24 protein-coding genes and 2 tRNA genes are annotated in these 26,118 nt (G+C 62.9%); 10 read left to right on the forward strand and 16 right to left on the reverse strand.

The window, feature by feature from the left end; genetic code table 11:
• Position 1: 1 nt before the first annotated feature.
• The 5 genes from BVG79_RS00920 to trxA form a co-directional block, all read right to left on the reverse strand.
• Positions 2 to 874 (reverse strand): polyprenyl synthetase family protein, encoded by an 873-nt coding sequence (locus BVG79_RS00920; protein WP_085787164.1) that lies wholly within the window; start codon positions 872 to 874, stop codon positions 2 to 4.
• Between the two features lie 5 nt (positions 875 to 879).
• The gene (locus tag BVG79_RS00925; RefSeq protein WP_085785246.1) at positions 880 to 1,119 is read right to left on the reverse strand and encodes an exodeoxyribonuclease VII small subunit; all 240 of its coding nucleotides are present in this window, start codon (positions 1,117 to 1,119) and stop codon (positions 880 to 882) included.
• 65 nt (positions 1,120 to 1,184) lie between these two features.
• The gene (locus BVG79_RS00930; RefSeq protein ID WP_085785247.1) at positions 1,185 to 1,397 is read right to left on the reverse strand and encodes a Trm112 family protein; all 213 of its coding nucleotides are present in this window, start codon (positions 1,395 to 1,397) and stop codon (positions 1,185 to 1,187) included.
• Positions 1,394 to 2,068, reverse strand: coding sequence for an LON peptidase substrate-binding domain-containing protein (locus BVG79_RS00935; RefSeq protein WP_085785248.1), 675 nt, complete (start codon positions 2,066 to 2,068; stop codon positions 1,394 to 1,396). Before BVG79_RS00935 ends, BVG79_RS00930 begins: the two co-directional genes overlap by 4 nt.
• Positions 2,068 to 2,952 carry a thioredoxin gene (trxA, locus tag BVG79_RS00940; protein WP_085785249.1) on the reverse strand — a complete coding sequence of 295 codons (885 nt, stop codon included), beginning with the start codon at positions 2,950 to 2,952 and terminating at the stop codon, positions 2,068 to 2,070. The genes BVG79_RS00935 and trxA overlap by 1 nt, the downstream gene beginning before the upstream one ends.
• A 187-nt stretch (positions 2,953 to 3,139) precedes the next feature.
• Here trxA and BVG79_RS00945 point away from each other — a divergent pair.
• Together BVG79_RS00945 and BVG79_RS00950 are read left to right on the forward strand one after the other, a co-directional pair.
• A tRNA-Lys gene (locus tag BVG79_RS00945) sits at positions 3,140 to 3,215 on the forward strand.
• Between the two features lie 260 nt (positions 3,216 to 3,475).
• Positions 3,476 to 5,263: a putative bifunctional diguanylate cyclase/phosphodiesterase gene (locus BVG79_RS00950; protein ID WP_085787165.1), complete on the forward strand. Its 1,788-nt coding sequence runs from the start codon at positions 3,476 to 3,478 to the stop codon at positions 5,261 to 5,263.
• Between the two features lie 27 nt (positions 5,264 to 5,290).
• On the opposite strand, the gene BVG79_RS00955 is transcribed toward BVG79_RS00950, so the two are convergent.
• The 4 genes from BVG79_RS00955 to BVG79_RS00970 form a co-directional block, all read right to left on the reverse strand.
• Positions 5,291 to 5,923, reverse strand: coding sequence for an SCO family protein (locus tag BVG79_RS00955; RefSeq protein ID WP_085785250.1), 633 nt, complete (start codon positions 5,921 to 5,923; stop codon positions 5,291 to 5,293).
• Positions 5,920 to 6,420: a copper chaperone PCu(A)C gene (locus BVG79_RS00960; RefSeq protein WP_085785251.1), complete on the reverse strand. Its 501-nt coding sequence runs from the start codon at positions 6,418 to 6,420 to the stop codon at positions 5,920 to 5,922. Before BVG79_RS00960 ends, BVG79_RS00955 begins: the two co-directional genes overlap by 4 nt.
• Positions 6,417 to 7,289 carry a copper uptake system-associated protein gene (locus tag BVG79_RS00965; protein ID WP_085785252.1) on the reverse strand — a complete coding sequence of 291 codons (873 nt, stop codon included), beginning with the start codon at positions 7,287 to 7,289 and terminating at the stop codon, positions 6,417 to 6,419. The genes BVG79_RS00960 and BVG79_RS00965 overlap by 4 nt, the downstream gene beginning before the upstream one ends.
• Before the next feature lie 115 nt (positions 7,290 to 7,404).
• Positions 7,405 to 7,779: a hypothetical protein gene (locus BVG79_RS00970; protein WP_085785253.1), complete on the reverse strand. Its 375-nt coding sequence runs from the start codon at positions 7,777 to 7,779 to the stop codon at positions 7,405 to 7,407.
• A 342-nt stretch (positions 7,780 to 8,121) separates the two neighbouring features.
• On the opposite strand from BVG79_RS00970, the gene BVG79_RS00975 reads away from it, so the two are divergent.
• Complete coding sequence (locus BVG79_RS00975; protein WP_085785254.1) at positions 8,122 to 9,522, forward strand: cytochrome c; 1,401 nt, start codon at positions 8,122 to 8,124, stop codon at positions 9,520 to 9,522.
• Positions 9,523 to 9,540: 18 nt separating this feature from the next.
• Here BVG79_RS00975 and BVG79_RS00980 read toward each other — a convergent pair whose 3' ends face one another.
• On the reverse strand, positions 9,541 to 10,143 hold the full coding sequence (locus BVG79_RS00980; RefSeq protein WP_085787166.1) for a flavin reductase family protein: 603 nt from the start codon (positions 10,141 to 10,143) through the stop codon (positions 9,541 to 9,543).
• 120 nt (positions 10,144 to 10,263) lie between these two features.
• Between BVG79_RS00980 and BVG79_RS00985 the strand changes: the two genes are divergently transcribed.
• Positions 10,264 to 10,794 carry a GNAT family N-acetyltransferase gene (locus BVG79_RS00985; protein ID WP_085785255.1) on the forward strand — a complete coding sequence of 177 codons (531 nt, stop codon included), beginning with the start codon at positions 10,264 to 10,266 and terminating at the stop codon, positions 10,792 to 10,794.
• Here BVG79_RS00985 and ptsP read toward each other — a convergent pair.
• From ptsP to BVG79_RS01000, 3 genes are all read right to left on the reverse strand, one after another.
• Complete coding sequence (gene ptsP, locus BVG79_RS00990) at positions 10,791 to 13,031, reverse strand: phosphoenolpyruvate--protein phosphotransferase (protein WP_085785256.1); 2,241 nt, start codon at positions 13,029 to 13,031, stop codon at positions 10,791 to 10,793. The genes BVG79_RS00985 and ptsP overlap by 4 nt on opposite strands.
• 75 nt (positions 13,032 to 13,106) lie before the next feature.
• Positions 13,107 to 14,345 (reverse strand): aspartate kinase, encoded by a 1,239-nt coding sequence (locus tag BVG79_RS00995; protein ID WP_085785257.1) that lies wholly within the window; start codon positions 14,343 to 14,345, stop codon positions 13,107 to 13,109.
• 84 nt (positions 14,346 to 14,429) lie between these two features.
• The gene (locus tag BVG79_RS01000; RefSeq protein WP_085787167.1) at positions 14,430 to 14,840 is read right to left on the reverse strand and encodes a DUF1178 family protein; all 411 of its coding nucleotides are present in this window, start codon (positions 14,838 to 14,840) and stop codon (positions 14,430 to 14,432) included.
• Positions 14,841 to 15,119: 279 nt separating this feature from the next.
• On the opposite strand from BVG79_RS01000, the gene BVG79_RS01005 reads away from it, so the two are divergent.
• The 6 genes from BVG79_RS01005 to BVG79_RS01030 all read left to right on the forward strand — a co-directional run bounded on the left by BVG79_RS01005 (position 15,120) and on the right by BVG79_RS01030 (position 20,330).
• Positions 15,120 to 15,812 carry a protein-L-isoaspartate O-methyltransferase family protein gene (locus BVG79_RS01005; RefSeq protein ID WP_236951383.1) on the forward strand — a complete coding sequence of 231 codons (693 nt, stop codon included), beginning with the start codon at positions 15,120 to 15,122 and terminating at the stop codon, positions 15,810 to 15,812.
• A 32-nt stretch (positions 15,813 to 15,844) separates the two neighbouring features.
• Positions 15,845 to 17,254, forward strand: coding sequence for a TolC family outer membrane protein (locus BVG79_RS01010; RefSeq protein ID WP_085785258.1), 1,410 nt, complete (start codon positions 15,845 to 15,847; stop codon positions 17,252 to 17,254).
• Between the two features lie 44 nt (positions 17,255 to 17,298).
• Positions 17,299 to 17,706: a hypothetical protein gene (locus BVG79_RS01015; protein ID WP_085785259.1), complete on the forward strand. Its 408-nt coding sequence runs from the start codon at positions 17,299 to 17,301 to the stop codon at positions 17,704 to 17,706.
• 77 nt (positions 17,707 to 17,783) lie between these two features.
• Positions 17,784 to 17,860: transfer RNA gene (locus tag BVG79_RS01020), tRNA-Met, on the forward strand.
• A gap of 54 nt (positions 17,861 to 17,914) precedes the next feature.
• Positions 17,915 to 19,582 carry a glycosyltransferase family 2 protein gene (locus BVG79_RS01025; RefSeq protein WP_236951384.1) on the forward strand — a complete coding sequence of 556 codons (1,668 nt, stop codon included), beginning with the start codon at positions 17,915 to 17,917 and terminating at the stop codon, positions 19,580 to 19,582.
• Positions 19,560 to 20,330 carry a hypothetical protein gene (locus tag BVG79_RS01030; RefSeq protein ID WP_157115595.1) on the forward strand — a complete coding sequence of 257 codons (771 nt, stop codon included), beginning with the start codon at positions 19,560 to 19,562 and terminating at the stop codon, positions 20,328 to 20,330. Before BVG79_RS01025 ends, BVG79_RS01030 begins: the two co-directional genes overlap by 23 nt.
• Here BVG79_RS01030 and BVG79_RS01035 read toward each other — a convergent pair.
• From BVG79_RS01035 to BVG79_RS01045, 3 genes are all read right to left on the reverse strand, one after another.
• Positions 20,226 to 21,386 carry an AGE family epimerase/isomerase gene (locus tag BVG79_RS01035; protein ID WP_085785261.1) on the reverse strand — a complete coding sequence of 387 codons (1,161 nt, stop codon included), beginning with the start codon at positions 21,384 to 21,386 and terminating at the stop codon, positions 20,226 to 20,228. The genes BVG79_RS01030 and BVG79_RS01035 overlap by 105 nt on opposite strands.
• Positions 21,387 to 21,501: 115 nt before the next feature.
• Complete coding sequence (locus tag BVG79_RS01040; RefSeq protein ID WP_085785262.1) at positions 21,502 to 24,609, reverse strand: multidrug efflux RND transporter permease subunit; 3,108 nt, start codon at positions 24,607 to 24,609, stop codon at positions 21,502 to 21,504.
• A gap of 3 nt (positions 24,610 to 24,612) precedes the next feature.
• Positions 24,613 to 25,839, reverse strand: coding sequence for an efflux RND transporter periplasmic adaptor subunit (locus BVG79_RS01045; RefSeq protein WP_236951385.1), 1,227 nt, complete (start codon positions 25,837 to 25,839; stop codon positions 24,613 to 24,615).
• Between the last annotated feature and the right edge of the window lie 279 nt (positions 25,840 to 26,118).

Genomic DNA, 26,118 nt, shown 5'->3' on the forward strand with positions numbered 1-26,118 from the left:
TTCAGTTTTGTCGCGTAATGACAAACTGCGCGGTCTCGCGCAATGTGATAGCGGTATCGCCATAAGGGGCGAGGGCGGCTTCGGCGGTATGCAGCAGATCTTGCGCGCGGGCCTTCGCCCCGTCCAAGCCCAGCAGCGAGACAAAGGTGGCCTTGCCCGCGACGGCATCTTTGCGCAGGGCTTTGCCCACCAGCGCCGCATCGCCGGTCACATCCAGAATGTCGTCGACGATCTGGAAGGCGAGGCCGAGCGCATCGCCATAGGCGATCAGTGCGGCGGGGTCGACCTCGGCCATCAACGCGCCTGCGCTGGCCGACCATGTCAGCAGCGCGCCGGTTTTTCCGCGTTGCAGCGCGGTGATTTGCGCCAGATCCAGCGGGGACTGCGCGGTTTCGGCGGCGATGTCCATTTCTTGGCCGCCAACCATCCCCGCGATGCCGGCGCCTTTGGCCAGCGCCGCCAGCAGGGCGATGCGCGCGGCGGCGGTCAGGGGGGCGGTCGCGATTAATTCAAAGGCCAGCGACTGCAGCGCGTCGCCTGTCAGCAGCGCGGTCGCCTCGGACCACTTGCGGTGGACGGTGGGGCGGCCCCGGCGCAGGTCGTCGTTGTCCATCGCGGGCATGTCGTCATGCACCAGCGAATAGGCGTGCAGCGCCTCGATCGCGGCGGCGACGGGCAGGGCGTCGGCGCGGGCGATGCCGTGCAGGCGGGCCGATTCCAGCACCAGAAAGCCGCGCAGACCCTTGCCGCCGGTGCAGGCATACACCATCGCAGCGGCCACATCACCAGTGTGGGGGGCGACGTGCTGGGCGATATGGGCCTGAATGTCGGCAGTCGCCTGCGCCATGCGCGCGGCCAGCGGCGGGCCTTGCATGTGCATCAGGCCTCGAACGGCTGCAGGCCTGCGGCTTGGCCATTTTCGCCCAGCGTGATGCGGGCGATTTTTTCTTGGGCCTCTTCCAGCTTTTTGGCGCAGCGGGCACGCAAATCGGCCCCGCGCTGATAGCGGGCAATCGATTCCTCTAGCGGGACATCGCCGCGTTCCAGCTGCGCGACGATCTGCTCCAGCTCGGCCAGCGCTTCCTCGAAGGTCATGTCTTCGACGGGCTTTTGCGTCATGGCGGGTCCTTTCGGTTGGCGGTGGTTTTCGCAGCGATCGCGATTGTTGCGGTTATACTGGTGGCCTAGTCCAGTTTGCGGGCTTCGTCCACCAGCATCACGGGGATGCCGTCGCGAATGGGGAAGGCCAGCCCCGCCGCGCGCGAGATCAGCTCGCCGCGGTCTTTGTCATAGCTGAGCGGGCCTTGCGTTTGCGGACAGACCAGCGCCTCGAGCATGCGGGGGTCGAACAGGCGCGGGGTGGGTTGTGTGGGTTTAGGCGTGGTGTCTTGGGTCATTGCATTACCTCGGAATCATCAGGGTCGCCGTCGGCGGGGCGCTGCAGGGCAAATTCCAGCAGCGCGCACAGGGTTTCACGGCGCAGGCTCAGATCCGGCGCCTCTAGCAGGGCTTGGCGGTCGGCGGGGGATAGGGGGGCGACGATGGACAGCATGTTTATCAGCGCCTCGTCGGGCAGGGGGCGCAGGCTTTGCCAGTCGTGCTGCTGCCCCCGCGCCTGCGAGAAGCGGGCAAGCAGCGCGAAAAGCGCCGCACGGTCCAGGTGCGGGTCAGTTTCGGGGGCGCGGTTGCGGTCGGTTGCAAAATCGTCCCAGCCGACCTCGCCCTGCCGCCACGGGGTGGCGGTCAGCGGTTCGGACAGCAGCCGAAAGCGCGAAATGCCTGCCAGCGTCACGTCCAGCCGTCCGTCGGGCCGTTCGCCAAAGCCGACGATGCGGCCCGCGCAGCCAATGCGGTGCAGACGTGCGCCGTCATGGGCGTGCAGCGGTTGAACCATGCCGATGAGACGCGATTCGGTCATCAGCGCCTCCTCGAACATCGCCAGATAGCGGGGTTCGAAGATGTGCAGGGGCAGATGGGCGCGCGGCAACAGCAACGCGCCCGCCAGCGGGAACAGGGGGATGCGCCCCGGTAGCTGCGCGGGCAGCCTGTCTGGGGACGCGGTCGCCATCAGGCGAAGATCAGCGACGACAGGCGACGCCGCCCAGCCAGTGCAATGGGGTCTTTCGCGGGCAGGGCCTCGAAAATGGTGAAAAGCTGCGTTTTGGCGGCTTCGTCATTCCAGTTGCGGTCCTTGCGGAACAGGTCCAGCAGGGCATCGACGGCCCCTTGCACGTCACCTGCGGCATGCAGGGCGGTGGCCAGATCGAACAAGGCCTGCAGGTTCGCAGGGTCGGCAGCCACGGCGGTGCGCAGCTCGTCCACAGGGCCGGCGCTGGCGGCTTGGCGGGCCAGATCAATGCGGGCGCGCAGGGCCTCGATCTCGGGGGCGGTCGCGATCGCGGCGGGGGCGCCGTTCAGCGCGGCCTCGGCGGCATCCAAATCGTCGGCGGCCAGATGGGTTTTGATCAGGCCGGCATAGGCGCGGGCGTTTTCGGGTTCCTCTTGCAGGACGGCGGCATAAATTTCGGCGGCGTCTGCGGCCGCGCCTTGGTCCAGCATTTCGTCGGCAGCGTCCAGCGCGGCGCTGAGGCCGTCATCGCCCACCAGCGCGGCCAGCTTGTCGACGAATTCCTGCACCTGCGAGGGGGGCACCGCGCCTTGGAAGCCGTCAACCGGCTGCCCCTGCCAGAAGGCATAAACCGTCGGGATGGATTGCACGCGCAACTGCGCTGCGAACTGCGGCTGCTTGTCGACGTCGATCTTGACCAGACGCACCTTGCCGTTCGCTTTGGTCACCGCAGCTTCCAGCGCCGGGCCCAGCGTTTTGCACGGGCCGCACCACGTCGCCCAGAAATCCACGATCACCGGCACCTGCTGCGAGGTCGCGATCACGTCCTCCATGAAGCCGGCGTCGGTTCCGTTGATAATGTAGTCGTTCGTCGTCAATTCCATCGTATGTCCCTGCTTCGTCCAATGCGGCGGCCCTGCTGATCATATGGTGCTGGGCGGCCAAAGGCCAAGGGGGCAGGGATGCGCTATGGCGGTAATCGTGCAGCCGCACCCTGTGCCGCCACGTCGCAGCGTGGGGTTACGGTTTTCGATTGACGTTGTAGGCGCCACTTTTTAATAGACCCTTAGTGGGCCGTTAGCTCAGCTGGTAGAGCAAGTGACTCTTAATCACTAGGTCGTTGGTTCGAAACCAACACGGCTCACCACTAAAACGCAGATTGGATCAGCGTTTCTATCAGCAAAACCTTATCATTCTTATGCATAAAGCAGTATCGCGCCGGTGCAAAACTGCGCGATTGCGTTGCATTGACCTTGATTGTGCAGCGCTGGCGCTAACATAATCGCGCCGGCGCGGTCAAAACGTTTACAATTATCCAGAAGAATGTGGCCGCGTTAACGACCGGTTCAGCCCATCGTCTGTTATTATGGGGTGTTAGATGTTCAACGCAGGCCCGGGGTGGGTTCGATGCCGATAAGTGTGAAGCACGATCAAAACGCCGCGCCCGTCGCCGACGTGCGCGACATACGAGCCCAGCGATCGGGGCTAGCGCCTTTCCCGTCCGAGATGGAGTTTATCCGTTACGCGCTGGATAGCGCCGCCATCGTGGCTATGACAGATGTGCGTGGCACGATCACCTTCGTGAACAGCAAGTTTTGTGAGATCAGCGGATATTCACGCGACGAATTGATCGGTGCGAACCACCGCATCCTCAATTCAGGCACGCACGACACCAACTTTTTCCGCAGCATGTACCGCCGCATCGCCGGGGGCGAGGTCTGGCATGGCGAGATCTGCAATCGCCGTAAGGATGGGAGGCATTACTGGGTCGACACCACCATTGTGCCGCATGTGAACGCGGTGGGAAAAGTCGACAGTTACACGGCGATCCGATTTGATATTTCGTCGCGCCATGCTGCCGAGGAGTTACTGCGGCGCATTGTCAGCGTCGATGCGCTGACGGGCATCCCGAACCGGCGCAGCTTTCAGGAGTATCTGGAAAGCGTTCTGCCGCCGCATCGCGGCGCCGATGGCCAAGCCATAGGTCCGGTGCATCTGGCGTTGCTGGACATCGACACCTTCAAGGAAATCAACGACACGTTCGGCCATGACATGGGCGATACCCTGCTGAAATTGTTCAGCGAACGCTTGGGGGCGCTGGTTGGGCCCGACGTGTTCGTGGCGCGGCTGGGTGGCGACGAATTCGGCATCGTCATGACGAATATGGGGCAGAATTGCGTTTTGGAATTCGTCGGTCGCGCCCTTGCCAGCTTGCGCGAACCTGTGCCGTTGGGGGCTTCTATCCGCCGGTGCACCGCAAGTATAGGGGTGGCCAGCTTCCCCGAACAGGCGGGCTCGCTGGATGAATTGTTCAAGGCGGCGGATATGGCGCTGTATCATTCCAAGGCGTTGGGCCGTGATCAGGCGCAGTTCTTCATCCCGCGCCTGCGCGAGATTGCCGAGCGTAAAAGCGAGTTGCTGCACGCGGTCGAGGTGGGCTTGGATCGCGGGCAATTCAGGCTGTTTTATCAGCCCATCGTGCCCCTCGCGACTCCGGGGACATTCTCGCTTGAGGGATTGCTGCGCTGGAATCATCCCGAACAAAAGCTGATTACGCCCGCAGCCTTTCTGACCGATCTGGATGACCCAGGATTGCAGGCCGCCATCGGGATGTTCGTGGTCGATCAGGCGTTTTACGATATGCGCATGATGCTGGATATGAATATTCCCGTCCGGCGTCTTGCCATAAACATCACCAACGCCGACTTCCGATCGGATGCGTTTGTCGACCGGTTCTTCGCGCTTTCGCGCGAGACGGGCATTCCGCCGTCGAAATTCTGCGTCGAGGTGACCGAGGGCGTCTTTCTGGGGCGCGACTTCCAGCATCTTGCTGTGCGGCTGTCGCAGTTGCACGCGGCGGGGGTGGAAATCGCGCTGGATGATTTCGGCACCGGATTTGCGTCGCTGACGCACCTGCGCCGCATGCCTATCGACCGCATCAAGATCGACCGCAGCTTTATTTCCAACCTAACCAATAGCGTCGAGGATCTAGCCATCGTGCGCGGGGTCATCGACATTGCCCATTCGATGGGCAAGGTCGTGACCGCCGAGGGGGTTGAAACGCGCGAGCAGGTTGATTTGCTGCGTGCGCTGCGCTGCGACTATCTCCAAGGGTGGTATTTTGCCAAGGCCACCCCGCTGGAGGCATTGCCTGCGGCCATCGCCACGATGCCGCGTCTGCCGCCAAAAGGGTAGGGGGCCAGCGTTGGCCCCCTGACCGAGTTACAGGAAGTCGCGCAACTTTTGGGTCACGCGGTCGATGTCTTCTTGATAGCTGAAGATCTGGTTGAACTGGCCGTTTTCGTCGAACAACATGACGTATGCGGCGTGGTTCATAGTGTAATCGCCATTTTCCAGCGGTACTTTGCTGGCGTAGATGCGGAAGGCCGATACGGCTTTCGCCACCTCGTCCGGTGTGCCGGTGACGCCGACGGAATCTGGCACCCAGCTGACGTAGTCGTGCAGCAGTTCGGGGGTGTCGCGTTCGGGGTCGACGGTGATGAAGACGACCTTCAGGTCCTTCGCCGCGTTGCCCAATTCGTCCTTCCACAAGGTGATGTCGCCCAGCGTCGTGGGGCAAACGTCAGGGCAGTGGGTGAAGCCGAAGAACACCAGCGAAGGTTGCCCCCGCAGCGATGCGGCGGTGAAGGGCTCGCCCGTGGTGGTGACCAGATTGTAATCGCCCTGCCCGATGTCGGAATAAGCGGTCTGCATCGATTGCGTCTGCTGCTGCTGGGTCACCATCCACACGGCACCTGCGCCTGCAACCAAAGCCAGCGCCCAGATGGCGATGCGGACATTGCGCAGGGTTTTGTTGCTACCAGAAGGCGCAGGGTTCTTTTGCTTTTTTGTCATTTTGTCTGCTCAGCCTCGGGATAAGAACGCGCGTTTAGCGCCAGAATGTCGAAGGTCAAGGGGACGTCGCCTGCATGTTCGAATGTGGCAACCATGTCCAAGGTTTCGCCCTGTTCCAGCGGCGCGGCGAGGGGCGAGATCATCATGTGCAGCCCGCTGGGGGCCAGCACGATCGTCTCTCCTGCAGGAATGACGATTCCGTCGTGCAGCATCTGCATGCTCATCGCGCCGTTCGACATCGACATCTCGTGCAGGTCAACGACGCCTGCGGCGGTTGTCACGCCGAGCAAACGATCATCGTTGGGCCCGGTGTTCGTGATGGTCATATAGGCTCCGCCGACGGGCGCGTTGGGCAGCGACGCGCGGGCAAAGCGGCCCGAGATCTCGATCGAGCCGGCGGTCACGACTGTGCCGCCCGCAGGTGTTTGTGCCATCGCGACGCCGGTCGATAGTGCGATGCCGAGTGCCAGTGAGATGGTGGCAAGGGTGCGTTTCATTTGGTTTCCTCGGATGTGATGGCGACAGGGCGTGTGCCGGGAAAGGCGTTGAATCGGGCGACGGTTTCGGGGGCGATCATCGCCTCGTAGGTGGCAACATCGGAAATCAATTGCTGGGCATCGGTGTCGGACAGGCCGGCCGAAACCAGTGTGGCGGGCTGCAGCAGGCTATCGTCTGCAAACATCTGCACCCCCCACTGGCCACCTTCGCGGCGCAGCAAGGCGCGAGCAGCGCCGTTTTCGCTGACGTCATCGGTCGTCCAGCCCGCGATGGCAAAGTCGCCGTTCATCACAATTGGCATGACGGTGGCGTTTTGCGGGGCCAATGCGGTGCGCAGCGCGGCGCCAATTTGCAAAACATCACCCGCCTGATGGCTGGGGCTGGCGACCGCGCCGTCTGCGCCGTCCAGCGGGGCGACGGGGTCGACCTGCAGGTGCATCTCGGTCGTGCCGCGTGTTTCGAAGGTCATTTTCACGGGGATTTCCTGCCCCTGTGTCAGCGGCGGTACGCCGTCGATCACCCCGTGGACCGTGCCCGAGGCCAGGATCACGATGGTTTCGGCCGGAATGTCGATCCACTCCATATCCTCGAACCTCAGGCTACCATCGTCTTGCGGAACGGGTCGGCGAAAGCGCACGGGGCCATAGGGGGTCTCGACCGACAGCAGGCGGTCGGCGTGATGGTCGTTGTTCGCCAGCGCCATGTAAAGGGGCGCGGCGGTGGCATTGGGCGGCGTTGCTGGCACCGAGGGGTGGATGATTTGGATAGACCCCAGTTCGAATTCATGCGCGGCGGCGGGCAACGTTGCAGCCATGGCCAGCCCCAGGCCAAGCGCCATGCGGCGGGCGGATAAGATTAGTTGACGCATATTTGCATCATCCTTGTAGGAAACGATGTGCCCCAAAAGGGCGGATTCTGTGAGACGGTCTGCGGTGCCATGCCATCCCCGCAGCGCGCATGCGCAGGCAGGGGCGATGGCAGATTCAGACCAGACCCGGCGGTGCCCTTGGCTGGACTGGGTGGGGCTGGATACGCGCCCACAGCCGCGCCTCGTAAAGGCGGGTCGTCAGAATTGTGAAAGTGGTGGTGTAAAGGTGCAGGCCTGCAAAGACGGGCAGCAGCAGCGCCGTGTGCCCCTTGCCCATGCCGTGCATCGGGCAGGCCATCATCACGGGGTCGTGCGACGAACTGCCATGTTCCTGCGGCACTTCGCAAATCGTCCAGACCGTGCTGATCCCCGCTTCGTGGGCGAAAGCCGACACTTGGTGCAGCGGCGACACAATCGCCAACAGCCACAGCGTTAGGACAGCCAAGGCTGTTCCAAACTCGGTAACCAAGCTGCGGCGCGATAAGGACAAGACGACCCCCGTTATGCGCCAGCAGGTATGCGCAAGCGTATCAGAAATGACAACAGGCAAATATGTGAACGGATGCGCCGCCCCCAGATTCTGCTGGGGTGTTCACATTCGTCGTGAAACTGGTTAAGCGGGAAGGGAACTCTTCAACTGTTTCGCAATTTTGAAGCGGTATGCAGACCAAGACGCCGCAACGGAGCTACGCGTGGTCGTGACTGAAGTGGAGATCGTGCATCGTGCAGGGCCGCGGACTTCGGGCGCGGATGCGAGGTTCGCTGTCTTACGGGGTCGGAATGTTCATGCCTATTTCATCGCAGTAAATCGATTTTCCCAAGGAGTTGCAGGATGAACCGCCTTGCACTGCCCGCTGTCGCGGCAATTGCGCTGGCCCCGTGGGGGGCGATGGCGCAGGACTTTGACCCTGCCTTGGTCGAACGTGGCCGTTATGTTGCTATCGCCGCCGACTGCGCAGCGTGCCACACCAACCACGAAGAAGGTGTGGAATGGGCCGGCGGGTACATCCTTGAATCGCCGATGGGCGCGATGGTGTCGACGAACATCACACCGTCGAAGGAATTCGGTATCGGTGACTGGACGCTGGAGCAGTTCAGCCGCGCCGTGCGCAAGGGCGTCGCGCCGGGGATGCATTTCCTGTATCCGGGCATGCCCTATTCGGATTACGCGCAGATCACCGATGATGATATCAGCGCGCTGTACGCCTTTATCATGACCGAGATCGAGCCTGTAGATGCCGCCCCCGAGGCGACGACGCAACTCTCGTTCCCGTTCAATATTCGCTATGTGATGATGGGCTGGAACCTGCTGTTTGCACGCAGCGCCCCGTTCGAGGCCGCCGATGTGGCCCCCGGCGCGGCAGATCGCGGCGAATATCTGGTCAAGGCGCTGGCGCACTGCAACACCTGCCACACCCCGCGCAACGTGCTGTTGGCCGAAGACACCAGCCAGTTCCTACAGGGCGGCAATGTCGGCGGTTGGGAGGCCCCTAACCTGACATCCGACCCGATCAGCGGTCTGGGCGGCTGGAGCGATGACGAGATCAAGCAATATCTGAGCGTCGGCCATGCCCACGGCAAGGCGCAGGCGGCAGGCCCGATGGCCGAAGCCGTCAGCTATTCGCTGCAATACCTGAACGACGACGACCTGCAGGCGATTGTCGACTTTCTGCGCACGGTGCCGCCGACCCGCACCCCCGGCCAGATCCGACCCAGCTTCGCGCTGCGCGACCCCGATACGCGGGCCCTGCTGAACGAAGACGGCAGCGCCGGTGCGATCCCCACGGTCACCCCCTCGCAGGGCGAGGAGCTGTTCATGGCCAGCTGCGCCAACTGCCACGGCGCAGATGGGCGCGGCACGGATGATTTCTACTACCCCTCGTTGATCAACAACGCGGCAACCAGCGGCATGACCGCGTCGAATCTGGTCATGGTGATCTCGACCGGCCTGCAGCGCGAGACCGAGGACGACTATTTCTTCATGCCCGCTTATGCGGGCTCGTGGGATAGCCAGCAGATTGCCGATGTCGCGAACTATGTGCTGGAAAGCTTTGGCAACCCTGCGCTGCACGTGACGGCCGATTATGTCGAACTGCTGCAGGCGGGCGGTGAAAAGCCGCTGCTGTTGCGCGCGATGCCCTATCTGCTGGCGCTGGGCGGGATTGTCGCCGTGGCCGTGCTGCTGTTGTTGATCGGCCTGATCCGCGCCCGTCGCCGCGCGCGGATGATCTGATATCTTTCACTGGCGCGCCTATTTGGGGCGCGCCAGTGTAAACGTCTCGCGGATGACTGCGTAGTCTTGATAGCCAAGGCGTGTGACCTGACCGAACAAGGCAGGGTCGAACAGGCCGTCGCGCAGGCAAGCGTCGTCGATATGCACTCCCGTCACACGACCAAGCACCAGAAAATTGCTGTTTCCTTCCAACGGGATGACCTGCGTCATGCGGCATTCTAGACTGGCGGCCGCCTGCGCGACGCGCGCGCAATCGATGGTTTCGCAGCTGGCTTTGGTCAGCCCCGCCCGGTCAAACTCATCCACCTCGCGCGGTAGGGGGGCGGCTGACATGTTCATCGCGTCGATCAGCGCATAGGGGACGATATTCACGCAAAAGACATGTGTCTCGCGGATATTGCCCAAGGTGTCCTTGGTGTCGCCACGGTCGGGCTTTTGCGCCGTCGATGCGAACATGACCTGCGCGGGGTTCGCGGCCACAAGGTTGAAATACGAATAGGGCGCCAGATTATCCTGCCCGTTTCGCCCCCGCGTTGCGATCCAGCCGATGGGGCGGGGGGCGACCAGTGCGGTCATCGGGTTGTGGGGCAGGCCGTGGCCTGCCTCAGGTGTGTAGAACATGTATGTTTTCCCAATTTTGTATTTGCCCCGACGGCTGTGCATGATAGGGGCGGGCGCGCATCAAGCCAACGGATTTACATCTGTTTTCGGCATTTGGGATAAGGGGACAATCAGCGGCCAATGTTCACGATTTCACAGGAAACCCCCGATGACTGGTGGGAGGTCGAATCCCTTTATGACCTTTGTTTCGCGCCCGGCCGCGATGCGCTTTCCTCGTATCGATTGCGTGACGATGTCCGACCTGTGAAAGGCCTGTGTCTGGTCGCGCGCGATGATCAGGGCGTTATTGCAGGGGCGATTCGCCACTGGCCCGTGCGCATCTGCCCCGAGGGCGATGATAGCCACTGTTTTCGCGCATTGCTGCTGGGGCCGGTTGCCGTGCACCCGACGCACCAAGGCGAAGGCTTGGGCGGGCTGCTGATCTATCAAACCCTTGGCGGTGCGCGCGCGTTGGGCTGGGAACGGGTGATGCTGGTGGGCGATGCGCCCTATTACAGCCGCTTCGGCTTTTCAAAGCTGGCCGATGTCGTCATGCCGCCCCCGACCAACCCCGACCGCGTGCTGGGGCTGGCCCTTTACCCCGGGGCGTGGGGCGGTGTTGCGGGGCAGGTCAGCAAATGGTCGCCCGACATGGCCCTGCCGCAAGCCTAAAGCGCGCCTTGCACCATTAACCAGCTTTTCAGCGCCGCCCGTGGGTTTTCGCCTTTGTGGCGGTGGCTGTCGATCAGCTCGCGTGCGGCGGCCAGATCGATTCGGCGCAGCATGTTCTTGACCGGCCCGATCGATGCTGGCCGCATCGACAGCGACCGGAACCCCATCGCCGCCAGTGCCAGCGCCTCTAGCGGGCGGCCCGCGTCTTCGCCGCAGAAGGTGATCGGCGTGTGGCCCGCGGCGCATTTGGCCAGAATCATCTCAATCAGCCCCAAGTAGGCAGGGTCCATCAGGTCATAGCGGCGGCGGACGCGTTCGTTCTCGCGGTCGGCGGCGAAAAAGAACTGCTTCAAATCGTTTCCGCCCACCGACAGGAAGTCGATCTTTTTGAAAAACGCCGCAGGCGCAAAGGCTAGCGACGGCGTCTCTAGCATGACGCCGACATCCAGTGATTCAGGTAGGCAATGGCCCAGAATTTTCTCGCGTGCGATCACTTTGTCCAGCGCGGCGCGGGCGGCGTCATATTCGGACGGGTGGGCGACGAAAGGGAACATAATGCTGAGCGGGCGGCCATTGGCCGCGCGCAGGAGGGCCTGTAACTGCATGCGCAAAATGCCCGGCTTATCCAGCCCCACGCGAATCGCGCGCCACCCCATGGCGGGGTTCGGTTCGTCCTGCGGTTTCAAGTAGGGCAGGACTTTGTCCGACCCGATATCCAACGTACGAAACACGACGCGCTTGCCGGCGGCGGCATCCATGATGCGCGCATAGAGCGCGGAAAGCTCGCTGCGCTGGGGCATTTTGTTGCGGATGATGAACTGCAATTCCGTGCGGAACAGCCCCACACCGGCGGCACCCGAGCTTTCCAGCGACGGCAAATCGGCCATCAGCCCCGCGTTCATATTCAGCGTGATGGTTTGCCCATCGGCCGTGGTCGCGGGCAGGTCGCGCAGCGATGAATAGCGTTCCTGCGCCAAAGCCTGCATGGCGATTTTCTCGCCGAAGGCGCGCTCGACAACCTCGTCGGGGCGCAGGTGGACAATGCCCTGATCGCCGTCGACCACAATCGGGTCGCCGTTCAGGGCCGCCGCCATCACGCCCTTGGCGTGAATGATCAGCGGGATCGACCACGCGCGCGCGACAATGGCCGCGTGGCTGCCGACCGAGCCTTCCTCGAGGACGATGCCGCGGATCGCCTTGCCGTATTCCAGCAATTCGCCCGGGCCGATGTTTTTGGCGACCAGAACCGGGTCGATGGGCATTTTAGCACCGGTATCCTTGCCTTGGCCGGTCAGAATCCGCAGCAGCCGGTTCGACAGGTCGTCCAGATCGTGCAGGCGGTCGCGCAAGTAAGCATCCTCGACCTGCGCCATGCGGTTGCGGGTTGCGGTCTGTTCGCGCTCGACGACGGCCTCGGCGGAATGGCCCGAGGTGATGTCGTCCTCCATCCGCCGCAGCCAGCTGCGCGATGCGGCCAGCATGCGATAGGTTTCCAGAACCTGCGCCTGTTCGCCGTTTAGCCCGCGGGCCTTGTTCAGCATCTCGTCAATCTGAAAGCGCAGGGTGTCGACCGCATCGCGTAGGCGCGACAGTTCGGCCACGGGGTCGTCAGTCGTGGCTTTGGTCACGACGACGCGGGGCTCGTGCAGAAATACATGGCCCGCGACGGTGCCTTCTTGCCCGCTGACGGCGCGGATCATGACGGCTTGGCGGTGGCTGGGCGTCACATCGGCGGCGGCAAAGGCCCCGAGTTCGGTCATTTCAGCCAGAACCATCGCCACAACTTCCAGCGCATAAACCTCGTCCGAGGTCAGCTCGCGTTGGGACTTGCTTTGCACCACCAGCACGCCCAGCGTTTCGCCCAACCGTTGGATGGGCACGCCGCAGAACGAAGAATAGCGCTCCTCGCCCGTCTCGGGCATGTAGCGGAAACCGGGTTCGGCGGGGGCGTTTGCGGTGTTCGTGATGGTGCCCGCTTGGGCGACACGCCCGACCAGCCCTTCGCCCAGTCGCATACGAGTGCGGTGAACGGCGCCCTGCATCAACCCTTCGGTCGCGCATAATTCCAGCGTGTCGGCATCGCGGAACAGGTAGATCGAGCAGACCTCGGCCTGCATCGAGCCTGCGATCAGCCGGACGATGCGGTCAAGCCGCGCTTGGCCGGCCGAGGATTCGGCCAGTGCTGCCCGCAGGCGCCCCAATAATTTGCGGCTTTCGCTTTCGTCGCGCTCGGCCATGATTCTTCCTGTTCAGGCACCATTGTTATAGCGACGCGGGGATATGCCCCGCGCCCCTTTGGCCTGACCGAAAGATCAGGCCTTTTTGTCTAGCCCAAAGGCATCATGCAGGGCCTGAACGGCCAATTCCATGTATTTACGGTCAATCAGCACCGAAATCTTGATTTCGGAGGTGGTGATGACCTTGATATTGACGCTTTCCGAGGCAAGCGCCCGGAACATGGTCGCCGCGACGCCCGCATGGCTGCGCATGCCGATGCCAACGACCGAAATCTTGGCAACGTTGCTGTCGCAGATCAGCTCGTCAAAGGTATAGTCGCCACGCAAGCGCGCGTCGTTGATGGCTTTTTCGGCGCGCAGCACCTGATCGACGGGGCACGAGAAGGTCATGTCGGTGTGACCTTCGTCGCTGATGTTCTGCACGATCATGTCGACGTTGACGCCCGAATCCGCCAGAGGCCCGAAGATCGCGGCAGCGATGCCGGGTTTGTCGGCGACGCCCTGCAGGGTCATCTTGGCTTCTTCACGGCTAAAGGCGATGCCCGAAACGACGTTGCTTTCCATGATTTCCTCCTCGTCGCAGACCAGCGTGCCTGACGTGTCCGACGGTTCCTCGAATGACGATAGCACCCGCAGGCGCACTTTGTAGCGCATGGCCAACTCGACCGAGCGGGTCTGCAGCACTTTGGCCCCCTGCGAAGCCAGTTCCAGCATTTCTTCGAACGTGATGCGGTCGAGCTTGCGGGCGTCGCTGCAAATGCGGGGGTCGGTCGTGTAGACGCCATCCACATCGGTATAGATATCGCAGCGTTCCGCATCGAATGCAGCCGCGAAAGCAACGGCAGTCGTGTCCGAGCCGCCGCGACCCAGCGTGGTTATGCGGCCTTCGGGGCTAATGCCCTGAAACCCTGCGACCACGGCCACTTTCATGCCCTCGGCGAACTTGCGCATGATGTTCTCGGTCGGGATCGTCATAATCCGGGCCGCGCCGTGGGCGGAATTGGTTTGCAGCGGCACCTGCCAGCCTTGCCAGCTGCGGGCGGGTACGTCCATTTCCTGCAGGCGCAGCGCCAATAGGCCTGCGGTCACGTTTTCACCGGACGAGACAATGGCGTCATATTCGCGCGCATCGTACAGGGGCGCGGTGTCGTTGACATAGCCGACCAGCTTGTTCGTCTCGCCGGACATGGCCGATACGACGACGATGACATCATAACCCTTTGCAACTTCGGCCGAGACTCGGCGCGCCGCGCGCTGGATGCGGTCAATATTTGCGACCGATGTGCCGCCAAATTTCATCACCAAGATGGGCATGATGTTCCCCTCAGGAAAGTTCGCAGGGTTCTTAAAACGGCTGAATGGTAACCGCAATGAGCAATTTTCGTGCGAATCCGCGCATCAATTTGTTTTGCGGGCGGGGATGAAGGGCAGCGGAAGGACGGGAATGCCATCCTCCAGCAGGGCGCGAGCGTCTTCCAGCTTGGCTTCGCCGTGGATGGGGCGGGTGGGGGCGTCGCCGTCATGCATGCGGCGGGCCTCGGCGGCGAAGGACATTCCGACGTAATCCGACTGTTCCTCGACCGCGCGTCGCAGGGCCTGAAGGGCAGGGTCGACGTTGCTGTCGGCATCTGGGGCGGGCGCGGCGCTGCGGCTGATTTGCGGGGCCATCAGCGCTTTGGTTACGGCGGAACTGCCGCAGACCGCGCAGTTGATGTGCCCTGCGCCCTGCAGCGAATCGAATGCGGCGGCCGATTGGAACCAGCTGTCGAACTGGTGGTCGGCATCGCATCGCAGCGTGTAGCGGATCATCATAAGCCTTTCGGGGCAATCTTTGCGGGTCTTGTGCTGGATTTAGGCTTTTCGGGGCCCGATGCAACGGCCCGATGCAACCCCAGCGCAAAAGCCCCCGCGATGATTGCGGTGGTTTTCGTTGTCGCAGCACGAGGGATGTGTAATTAATTTGGCAAGCCCCCAAGGCGCGGCCGATTTGTTTTGATGGCTGCGCTGCGGGATGAAACGAAGCAGGCGGATCGTTCAGCCAATCACCAACGGCCATCGCGGCAGCGCGGGGCCGCCCCAGAGAAAGCCATGCCGGTCATGATGTCGTCGTCTCTTGCGCCCCACGCTGCCCAAAACGACCTTGCGCAACTGCGTATTACAATGGTCGATCGCCAAGTCAGGCCGTCCGATGTGACCGCCTATCCTGTGATTGCCGCAATGCTAGACTTGCCGCGCGAGGAATTCGTGCCCGCTGCGCTGCGCGAGGTCGCCTATAGCGGGGCCGATCTGGCCATTGCCCCGGGGCGCGCCATGCCCGAGCCGCGCACCTTGGCCAAGATGGTCGATGCGTTGGCCGTATCGCAAGATGATCGGGTGCTGGTGGTGGGCGCGGGCTTGGGCTATGGCGCGGCCTTGATTGCACGGCTTGCCCAATCTGTGGTCGCGTTGGAAGAACTGCCGCATTTGGCCGCCGCTGCTCAGCAGGCGCTGGCCGATCACGCCCCGAATGCCCGCGTTTTGCAGGGTAAACTGGCCGAAGGTGCGCCGGAAAACGCGCCGTTCGACGTTATTTTGGTGGAAGGCGGCGTCAACGCTGTGCCCGTCGCGCTTTCGGCACAGCTGGCCGAAGGAGGCCGGATTTGTGCGGTCTTTGTGCAAGGTGGTCTGGGGCAGGTGCGTGTCGGAACGCAACAGGGCGGGCAGATTTACTGGCGTCTTGCCTTTACTGCTATGCTGCCGGTGCTGCCGGGCTTTGCAACTTCAAGTGAATTCGCCCTGTAATTTTCAGGGTATCGAGGAAACGGTAGGATAATATGATCAATAAGCTGCGCAGCATTGTCGTGGGGGTCGTCGTCTCGATGGGGGTTGCCGCCCCCGCAGCACATGCCGAGACATTGGCCGATGCGATGGCTTGGGCCTATGAATCCAGTGGCTTGTTGACGCAAAATCGCGCCCTGCTGCGCGCGGCGGACGAAGGGGTGGCCCAATCGATCGCGGCTCTGCGCCCGATTTTGAATTGGAGCGCGAACATTTCCTCGACGTTCCCGAACGCGACGTTGACGGACAGCCCGTTCACGACAGCCACCTTGGGAATCACGGCCAGCCTGACCTTGTACGATGGCGGTCGCGGCCGGATGGGCGTGGATGCGGCCAAGGAAAGCGTGCTAGGCACCCGCGCGAACTTGCTGGCGATCGAACAACAAGTGCTGCTGCGCGTCGTGAACGCCTATATGAACGTGAAGCTGTATCAGGAATTCGTCAGCCTGCGCGAAAACAACGTGCGCGTGATTTCGGAAGAACTTCGCGCTGCGCAAGACCAATACGAGGTGGGGCAGATCACGCGCACCAGCGTGGCCCAAGCCGAGGCTGCCCTGGCGACTGCGCGCGCGACATTGGTCTCGGAACAAGGCAACCTGACCCGCGCCCGCGAGGAATACCGCGTAGCTACCGGCCGCTTGCCGGGCGCGCTGGCGGCCGCGACGCCCGCCCGCATCACCCAATCGTTGGAGGAAGCGCGCGCCATCGCGCTGCAGCGCCACCCCGCGATTGTGCAGGCCCGCCACACAGCCGCTGCCGCCGACATTAATGTCGAACGCGCACGTACCGCCACCATCCCGACTGTGTCGGGTACGGCTAATCTGGGCCGCACACATTACATCACCGATAGTCAGACTGGTATAGCGCAGGCAGGATCGAACAGCGACTCGCTGACAGTCGGCATCGGCATCAGCGGCCCGATTTATCAAGGCGGCGCGCTGGCCAGCCAGATGCGTCAGGTGATGGCCAATCGCGATGCGTCGCGGGCGGCCCTGCTGACGGCATCGGATTCGGTCAGCCAGTCGGTCGCGAACGCCTATTCGCTGCGCGAAGTTGCGCGCGTCTCGCGCGAATCATACGCCAGCATGGTCACCGCCGCGCAGCTTGCCTTTGACGGCACGCGCGAGGAAGCGAGCCTTGGTGCCGCGACGACCGTTGACGTACTGGATGCCGAACAGACCTTGCTGGACGCCCGCGCCAGCCAGATTTCCGCGCAGTATAACGAGATTACGGCAGGCTACTCGGTCCTCTCCTCGATGGGGCTGTTGACGGCCGAGAATCTGGGGTTGAATGTGCAGATCTATGATCCGACCGCCTACTACAACCTGGTGGACGACGCACCGGGGCTGGTCTCGGCGCAGGGCCGCGCGCTGGACCGTGTGCTGCAAGCGATCGGACGTGAATGACTTAGGGCGCTTTTGCCGTGCCCGCATAACCAGACAGGACGCTCATGCCCGAAATCCGCCCGAATCAAAGTAACGATATTCTGGCCGCGATTCGTAAGCTGGTCGACGGCGCGTTGGATGATGCAGCGGCGGATGCAGGGGCAGGGGTGACAGCGCCGTTGCTGCTGACCCCGTCGCTGCGGGTCGACGCGCCGGTGGATGCGCCGGTGAACGTGCCGTTTCACGGCCGCGCCCCGCAATTTGGCGCCGGCGAGGATGCCGCCGCCGACCGCCCCGCGCATCAGGCCCCCGTGGCGCCCACGCTGCCGGATGATGCTGCTTTGCGCCAGTTGGTCGCCGAGGTTCTGCGCGCCGAGCTGCAGGGCGAGTTGGGCGAGCGGATCACCCGCAACGTTCGCAAACTGGTCCACCGCGAGGTTTTGCGTGCAAACGGCGGACGTGATCTGGATTGACCCGCCCGGCTTCCGCTTGGTCACAGGAATTCGCTGTTGACGGGCGTTGCGCCTTGCCCTAAATCCGCCTCACGTTTGGCGGAGTAGCTCAGTCGGTTAGAGCAGCGGAATCATAATCCGCGTGTCGGGGGTTCGAGTCCCTCCTCCGCTACCACATCCCCCCTGATTGATGTTCGGATCTTAGGAAAGCTGAAATAAGCTGGGCCTTATGCTGCGCGCCATAGTGTTTATGGCGGGGGCTAATCTGGACGCGCAAGATTTTGTTCTGCAGCATTTTTCTGTGGCAGCGCGTATATATGGCGACGGGCAACCGGTAGATTTCTCCGACACATGGGGGGATCTGGTCAATACGCTGAAATGGTCGACGCTGACGACGGCGGGGTCCCTTCGTTTTCAACTGATCGGGCGGGGGCGATACAGTCTGCACCTTACCGCGCTGCGGGCCGGTGGCGCGGTGGCGCTGCCTGTGATCCACGGGATAGCAGGGCAGGCGCTGACCCTGCCCATCGGCGACGTGCTGCAAATTGCGGTGCGCGCGCAGGGTGATTTGCGCGTGATGGGTTGCACCTTGCTGGGCGCGCAGCCTGCGCAGGTTGCCGATCTGGCCATCTGTATTCCGGCCTACGGGGCGGGGCGCGGCCTTGCGACCAAGCTGGAAGTGATCGTCGACTATATGTGCCGGTTCCCTTTGGGGCGGTTTTGTCGCGTCATTGTTGTGGATCAGGGACTAAGCGAGGGGATCTGTCCGTTCGAGGGGCTTCAGGTCATCCGCCAGCCGAACCTTGGTGGGGCAGGGGGCTTTGCCCGCGCGCTTTCCGCGTCGCAGGGCGCCAGCCACTGCCTTTTCACCGATGATGACGCCGGCATTTCGGCTGAGGCATTGCACCGAACTCATGCTTTTCTGTCGCTGGCGACAGGGGCCGACATCGCGGTCGCGGGCGCGATGACAACGCGCCAGCGGCCAGACCGGATTTGGGAAAACGGCGCGGTGTTCGACCGCTTTTGCAACGGGCTATTCCGCGATGTCGCGCGCGATGATGTGGATGCCTTGGCCGAGCTGGAGCGGCAGACCGCGCAGTCCGCGTGGCAGCGACAATCCGCCCTTTATGGCGGGTGGTGGTTCTTTGCTTTCGCGCGGGCGCACGTGCGCGTCTGGCCGTTTCCCTACTTTCTGCGCGGTGATGATATTGGCTTTTCGCTGGCCAACCGCTTTCGCATTGCCACCCTGAACGGCGTGCACGCCGCCCAAGATGATTTCGCCCTGAAAGAGGGGCCGCAGTCGCTGTTTTATGACCTACGCGGGCATCTCGTGCATCACATGGTTTTTGCGCAGCTGGCGCTGGGCCGATTCGCCGTCGGGTGGATTGGTGCGCTGTTCGTGCTGCGCAGCCTTGCGCGGTTCCGCTATGACGAGGCCGAGGCGCTGCTGATTGCGTGGCGGGATGTGATCGCAGGCCCGCGCCGCTTTGCGCTCGCCCCCGATGCGCAGCCGCAGCGCGCGCGCATTGCCGCGTTGCCGCGCGGGGCCGCTCACGACTTGCCTGCTGGCGGACGGTCGCAAAGGATGCCTCTGTGGTACTGGATGGCGACGATCAACGGGCAGCTTTTGCCCGGGGGGCGGGGGATCGCGCACCTGCCAGCGCTGCGCCGCCGCGATATGGCCGCCATCTGGGGCGCGCGCGCTATTGCCATTGAAGGTGAGCCAGTGGCCGCCCGCGACAGACGCCGATTTTTCCCATTGTTTCTGCAGTTTGTCGCCGTATGGCTGCTATTCATCCTGCGCTTTAAGCATTTGGTCAGGGCCTATCGGGCAGCCTATCCGCAGCTAACAACGCAGCAGGCATGGGAAGGCTATGCTTCGACGGTCAAACCCTGACGCATCTTTGGTGGTTTTTGGCAGCTCCAGCACCGAGGCGTTCGACTATCTGTTCGGCAGCCACGACCGCTACCACCCCTTCTGGGCCTCGGGATGGAGCGCGCGGAGCCTCGGGCGACCACAGGTGCAGGATTACGTCTTCCAGTTGCTGGCGGGGGTGCGCGCGCCCGCGCAGATTGTCTTGGCATTCGGGATGCAAGATCTGATGTTCGGGTTGCCGGCAGCGTTGCGCGCGGCGGGGTACAGCGGCGTGGTTCACTGCGATGACCCCGAAGCTGCGCGGCTGGCCGAGGTTTCCGTGGCCAGCGCAATTCTGGGGCAGGTCGCGCTGATGCGCGCGCTGCGCGCGGCAGGCTACGGCGAGGCTACCGCGTTCTTCTGGGCACCCCCACCGGATTTGCCCGCCGATTATTGGGTGTCACGCGGCCTGCCCGCGCTACCGCCCGCGTTCATCGGGCAGCTTTATCGCAGCATGGGGCCGCGTATGCGACGTCATAAAGTGCAGGTGTTGGATGTAACCGACCAGTTCGGCGGCGCGCTTTTGCAGCCCACATTCGCGCGGTCGGGTGCGGCTGATCATCACCCTGACTACATTCGATGCCAGCGCGCTTTGTGGGCGGCGCTGCAGCCCCTGCAGCCCGTTCTACCGAAGCGGCGCTATTGGCGAAGGCGCGCGTGGGGGCACGAACGGGTTATGATCGGGGATCTGCTGGCGACGGGGTTGGCTCGCCCGCGCACCTGCCGTTAGGCCCGCCCGCGGCTGCACATCATGCCACGCCCGCCACGCGTTGAAGATATGATAAAAGCTTGAGCTAGGCATATGCGCGGCGGTGATCCGGCCCGCGTGGTCGCGCGCGTCGATCCACCCGCCTTGGGGGGTAAGATAGCTGTGCGCGATGCGCTGAATGATGGCTTCTGGTGTCAGGTGGGGCGGCAGCACACGCCCACGCGCGCGCTGGGCTAGCGCCGCCCGCAGCAATTCCGTTTGCGGCCACAGCCGTCGCCCCGCAAGCGGATCGTCGGCTTGATCTGGCAGAAAGCCCGCGTGGCCCAACGCGCGGGTTGCGGCTGAAAAGATGGTGTCCAAATCGGCTGCGGCAGCTATTTGCGGGTCTTGATGGCCCAGATAGACCCATTCTGCGCCGTGGCCCGGTTCGACCCGCTGCCCTTGCTTGACGGGGCGCCAGTGAGCATCGAACAGCTCTAGCACCGTGCCGTCGGGTTGCAGGAAGACGGTCAGAAACAGCGCGCGGCACTCGTCGGCCACTTCGGCCCAGTCGGGGTCGCCTGTGGCGCGATGGGCAGCGGATGCGGCCTCGAACAGGTGCATATGCGCGTTTTGCGTGCGCGGGGCGCACCGCAGGCGGTCGTCCCACCAACCCAGCGGGGCACGCAGCTTGGCCAAGGCCTGTTTCAGCCAATCCCACGGTATGACGGGGGCGGGACATTCGGCGTTGGCGAGGATGTAAAAGGCCAGATCATACAACCGGTGCGCATCACCCACCGGCCTGCCGTGATTGTCGCTGGCGATGGGAATAAAGCCCGACGCCGCCGTGCGATGGGCGAATGCCAGCAGATGCTGCGCCAAGGGTAAGTCATCGGTGCCCATGTCGCGCGCGGCTGCGGCAAATACGAACGCCTGTCGCGCGTGAACACGGCTGCGGCGCAGGGGGTAGAGCGCCGCACTGCCATCTGCGCGGATGTGTTCAACAGCGCCAAATCCGTTCGGGCAGAGCCCGCGCGCGCGCCAGAACGGCAGCGCGCGGTGGCGAATCCACGCGCTAAAGTCAAACGCGGCGGGCATAGCCAGACGGGCGCTTTCGCAACCGCCCCGTACCTGTCGCCCCGAACGCCTGATCTTTCATGGTGCCCCCCGCATGCTATATCTACATTTGGGGGGCATGATGCTTAAAAAGGTGTTAACTCTCGGATTTCAGGGTGTTGCGCTTGCTGCCAAATAGGCGCGTGACGACAACGTAGAAGGCGGGCACCAGAAAGATACCGATCACGGTCGATGCGACCATCCCGCCCAGCACGCCGATCCCGATCGCGTGTTGCGCCGCGGCCCCCGCGCCATCGGCGATAGCCAGCGGCAGCACGCCCAACATGAACGCGATCGAGGTCATCAAGATGGGGCGCAGGCGCAGGCGCGCGGCCTCGATCGCGGCTTCTTTCAGGTCCATGCCCCTGTCGAAGCGTTCTTTGGCGAATTCCACGATCAAAATCGCATTGCGCGAGGCCAGCCCGATTGTCGCCAGCAACCCGACCTTGAAATAGACGTCGTTGCTTTGGTCAAACAGCAGCGCCGCGCCCAATGCCCCCAGCGCGCCGATAGGGGCGGCCAGCAGCACGGCGAGGGGCACCGACCAGCTTTCGTAAAGCGCCGCCAAGCACAGGAAAACCACCAGCGCCGACAGCGCGAACAGCAGCGGGGCTTGGGTGCCTGATTGGCGTTCCTGATATGACAGCCCCGTCCACGCGACCCCGTAGCCGCCGTCCAGATCGGCGGCCATTTCTTCCATCGCGGCCATGGCGGCGCCCGATGACACGTCGGTTGCGGGCGAGCCGGACATCGACACCGCGCGCGATCCGCCAAAGCGCGCTAGGCTTGTGGGGACGACTTCCCATTTCTGGGTCATGAAAGCTGAAAACGGCACCATCTCGCCGCTGGAGTTGCGGGCGTTCCACTGCATTACGTCGTCGGCCTGCATGCGGTAATCGGCTTGCCCCTGCACCATGACGGGGCGCAGCGTGCCGTTGAAGGCAAAGTCATTCACTTGGCGGCCGGTGAAGATCGTCGCCAGCATGGCGTTCACATCGGATACCGATATCCCCAGCGCCGCCGCCTTCAGTTGGTCGACATCCAGATTCAGCGCCACAGTCGAGCGTGTGGTGCCGCCGCGAATGTTGTTGACCGCGCCCGATGCGGTCGCTGCGGCATTCAGGTCGGCGGCGGCGTTCAGAAGGGCTTCTTGCCCGTTCGCGCCCTGATCGACCAGATACATCGAGAACCCCGAGGAATTCCCCAATGCCGGCATGGCGGGCGGCTGCATGAAGAAGATATTGCCCGCGCGGTGCCCCGAAAAGCGGGCCGTGGCGCGCTGCACCAAGCTGGCCGCCGTGTGGTCGTGGCGGTCGTCGAAGGGGCGCAGCTTTACAAACAGCATCGCGCTGCCTTGCCCCGACCCGCCGAAACTGAACCCGAGGTTCGCGAACACGGCGTCGACCGTCGCGCTTTCTTCGTTCAGCAGGTAGTCTTCGACCTCAAGCAAAACTTTTTCGGTTTGCGCGGTGGTTGCGCCGTCGTTCAGCGAAATCATCGCCATCAACACGCCTTGGTCTTCTTGCGGGATGAACGATGACGGCAGGTTGTCGTAAAAATACCAAAGGGCGCCGGTAATGGCCGCCAGTGCGACCATCGATTGCACGGGCAGCTTCAAAATCCAGCGGTTGGTCTGGGCGTAGCGATTGGTGAACGCCGCAAGGCCGCTGTTGAACCAGCGCGCAGGGGGAAAGCGGCGCGGGCCGTGTTGCGGTTTCAGCAGCGTGGCGCACAGCGCGGGCGTCAGGATCAGCGCGACGAACAGCGACAGCACCATGGCCGAGATGATCGTGACTGAAAACTGGCGGTAGATCACGCCGGTCGACCCCGCCATGAACGCCATGGGCAGGAACACGGCTGACAGCACGGTCACGATGCCGACCAGCGCGGGCGTGATTTCATGCATCGATTTGCGCGTGGCGGCGCGGGCGTCCAGACCCTCTTCCTCCATCACGCGTTCGACGTTTTCGACGACGACGATGGCATCATCGACCAGCAGGCCGATGGCCAGCACCAGCGCGAACATCGTCAGCGTGTTGATCGACATACCGAACAGCGACAACACCCCAAATGTGCCCAGCACCACGACTGGTACGGCAAGGGTGGGGATCAGCGTGGCGCGCCAGCTTTGCAGGAAGATCAGAATGACAAGGAAGACCAGAATGACCGCCTCGGCAAGGGTGTGGTACACCTTCTCGATCGATTCCTCGACAAAGGGCGAGGTGTCGTAGGCGTAGGCAATCTCGACCCCTTCGGGCAGGGCGTTTTGCAGCCCTTCCAGCGTGTGGCGCACGTTTTCGGCGGTATCGACCGCGTTGGCCCCCGAGCTGAGATTGACGCCAAAGCCTGCAGCGGGCTTGCCGTTGAAACGCGAATCCTGTCCGTAGCTTTCCTGCCCGATTTCAACGCGAGCCACATCGCCTAGGTAGACATGGCTGCCGTCCGAGTTGGTGCGCAGCAAGATACGCTGGAATTCCTCGGGCGAGGTCAGTTGCGATTGCGCCGTCATCGACACACTGAACTGTTGGCCCGGCACTACCGGCTGGCTGCCAAGGCTGCCGACAGTCACAGTGGCGTTGCGCGACGAAATGGCCGATGTGATGTCCGACGGTGTCATCTGGTACTGCACCAGTTTGAACGGATCCAGCCAGATACGCATTGCATAAGATGTGCCAAAGGCTTGCAGCCCGCCCACGCCGTCGACGCGGGTGACGCTGGGCTCGATCAATTCGTTCATCATGTCGCCCAGTTGCAGCGTTGTATAGCTGCCGTCGTTCGACACCAGCGCGGCGACCATCAAGATGGAATCGGTCGACCGCGATACCGTCACACCGTTGCTTTGCACGCTGTCGGGCAGTTGGTTGGTGATCGACTGCATCCGGTTTTGCACCTGGATCTGCGCCATGTCGGCATCGATGGAATCATCGAAGGTCAGGGTGACCGTCGCGCGGCCTTGTGACGATTGCGACACCATATAAAGCAACCCCTCTAGTTCAGAGAGGCCGTTCTCGATCGGGGTGGTAACCGCGTTTTCGACTGCTTCCGCAGGCGCGCCCGAGTAGCTGGCGCTGATGCGGATCGTGGTTGGCGCAACCTCGGGGTATTGCGCGATTGGCAGTTGCTGGATGCCCCATGCGCCAAACAGCATGGTGATAATCGCCAGCACCCATGCAAAGACGGGGCGGTTAATGAAAAACTGCGCCATCGGTTAGTTCCCGCCTTGCGGGGTGGCGGGGACATCCTCGACAAGCCCTAGCGCGTTGATGGTGACAGGAACGGGCACCACATCGCGGCCGGCTTGCATGTTCGACAGCCCGTCGACGATGATCTGGTCGCCCGCAATCAGACCCTCGGTTACGATCCAGCTGTTGCGCGTGACCCCCATTGACGTCAGCGTGCGCTGTTCGGATTTATTGCCAGCTCCCACGACCCACACGGTCAACGATCCGTCATTCGCGCGCGATGTGGCGCGTTGGGGCACCAGCACGGCATCGGTCGAGCCGATGGTGATTTCGCCGCGCACGAACATGCCGGGCAATATGCGCCGCTGCGGGTTGTCGAATTGGAACCGGATGGTTTGCGATGCGGTGGTTTGCGAGATTGCCACTTCGGGGGCGACAAGCGCGCCGGTGAAGCTGGTCGATCGCCCGTCATCCAGCGTCAGAGTCACATCGACGGTATCTTTGGGCGAGAGCTGGCCCTGTTCGATCTGGGTGCGCACCGACAGCAGGCGCGCTGCGGGTTCGGTCAAATCGACATAAATTGGGTCGATGCGGGTCACGTTGACCAGACCGGTGGTTTGATTTGCGGTGACGATGTCGCCCACGGTGATGGCAGGCAGCCCCGCGATGCCGTCAATCGGGCTGCTGACGGTGGTCCATTTTAATTCGCGCTGCGCATCATCCAGCGCGTTTTGCGCGTTGACCAGTGTAGCCTGCGCGGCGGCAAATGTCGCCCGCGCGCCATCCATATCGGTGCGGGTGGCGGCGTTGTTATTCGACAGTTGCTCCAGCCGCTGCAGGTTGGTTGCGGCATTGTCGCGCGCGGTGGTGGCCTGCGTCAGGGTTGCTTCGGCGCTCAGGACGGCAGCCTCGTAGGTGTCGCTTTCGATGCGAAATAGCGGCGTGCCTACCGTCACGTCCTGCCCCGAGACATAGAGAATTTCGGTGATCATCCCGCCCACGCGCGGGCGCACGGCGGATTCCTGAAAAGCCACCGCACGGCCGGGGATCACCTCGGTCAGGGCGACGGTTTCAACGGCGGCTGTGACCACACCAACCTGCGTCGGCCCAGCACTGCGCCCGCCGAAACCACCGCCCCCGCCCATGGGCTGGGCAATGGCCATTCCGGCCGACAGCAGCAGTATGGCAAGCGGGGTTAACAGGTGGCGGAGGGGCAAGGTTGGCTTCATCTGGCTCTCGGGCTTGCGGGTCATAAGGCTCATCCCCGTCGGGCGCGGATGGATAGGTCTGACGTTGGTCTAGCTTGAACGGATATGCCCTGCATTTCCGTCGCGGGGGTAGTGAAAAAAGCGTGTTAAACAAATCTGCGCGGTGCGGGCTTATTATTCGTGCAACCCCAGCTGGTAAATTGATGCGGTGCGGGTCGCCAAACCGTCGCAAAGCGATGCTATCGTGGCTGTTCGTAACCCCCGCGTCTGCCGTCCTGCCATTGCGGGGAAAAGGTGCTGGTCTGGCCCGTGTCACCATGGTAG

The organism is Ketogulonicigenium robustum (assembly GCF_002117445.1).
Lineage (GTDB): Bacteria > Pseudomonadota > Alphaproteobacteria > Rhodobacterales > Rhodobacteraceae > Ketogulonicigenium > Ketogulonicigenium robustum.